This window comes from Romboutsia sp. 13368 (genome assembly GCF_018336475.1).
Lineage (GTDB): Bacteria > Bacillota > Clostridia > Peptostreptococcales > Peptostreptococcaceae > Romboutsia.
The window spans coordinates 2,075,610-2,076,082 of record NZ_CP048741.1 but is presented as its reverse complement, the minus strand read 5'-3'; the positions used below and the strand labels follow the sequence as shown (position 1 = coordinate 2,076,082).

Below are 473 nucleotides of genomic sequence, written 5' to 3'. Positions count from 1 at the left end.
TATGTGTGGTCATTTTTTNATATAATAATATTATTTAATACTGTTATTATATTTATCAACTAAAGCTTTTTCTCCCATTTCAACAAGCTTTCTAGAAGTCATTCCACCAACTTCAACACCAGCTCTTATATTTTCAGCTTGTCCATCTAATGTTCCTTGTGGATCATAACACTCTACTTTATCAGTTCTCATATTATAGTAATATCCTAGCTCTGTAGCTATTTCCATCTTTAGATTATTTAAAGCTTCTTTAGCATTATTTTTACTTTGTAAGTCCATATTATTCCTCCTTAAAATATTATATATAAATATCATTAACTTAAATTTAAGAAGTTATAACTCAGAAACTTAAATTTAAAAGAAATGATTTTCTATGTAAATTGTAAGAATTAATAAAATGAGGTATAATAAAAATTAATAGATAAAGATAATTAGCATAGTATATTTTAAGATAGATAAAAATAGTTAAATAA

At 23.1% G+C, this 473-nt stretch carries 1 protein-coding gene; it reads right to left on the bottom strand.

Translation table 11 applies throughout. The features are described 5' to 3' along the window. Window positions 1-30: 30 nt before the first annotated feature. Window positions 31-279, bottom strand: coding sequence for a small, acid-soluble spore protein, alpha/beta type (locus G3997_RS08615; RefSeq protein ID WP_296645372.1), 249 nt, complete (start codon window positions 277-279; stop codon window positions 31-33). Between the last annotated feature and the right edge of the window lie 194 nt (window positions 280-473).

What these genes read in the sequence shown, in the direction of transcription:
- G3997_RS08615 (WP_296645372.1), bottom strand. Translation starts at nt 279, where the DNA reads ATGGACTTACAAAGTAAAAATAATGCTAAAGAAGCTTTAAATAATCTA.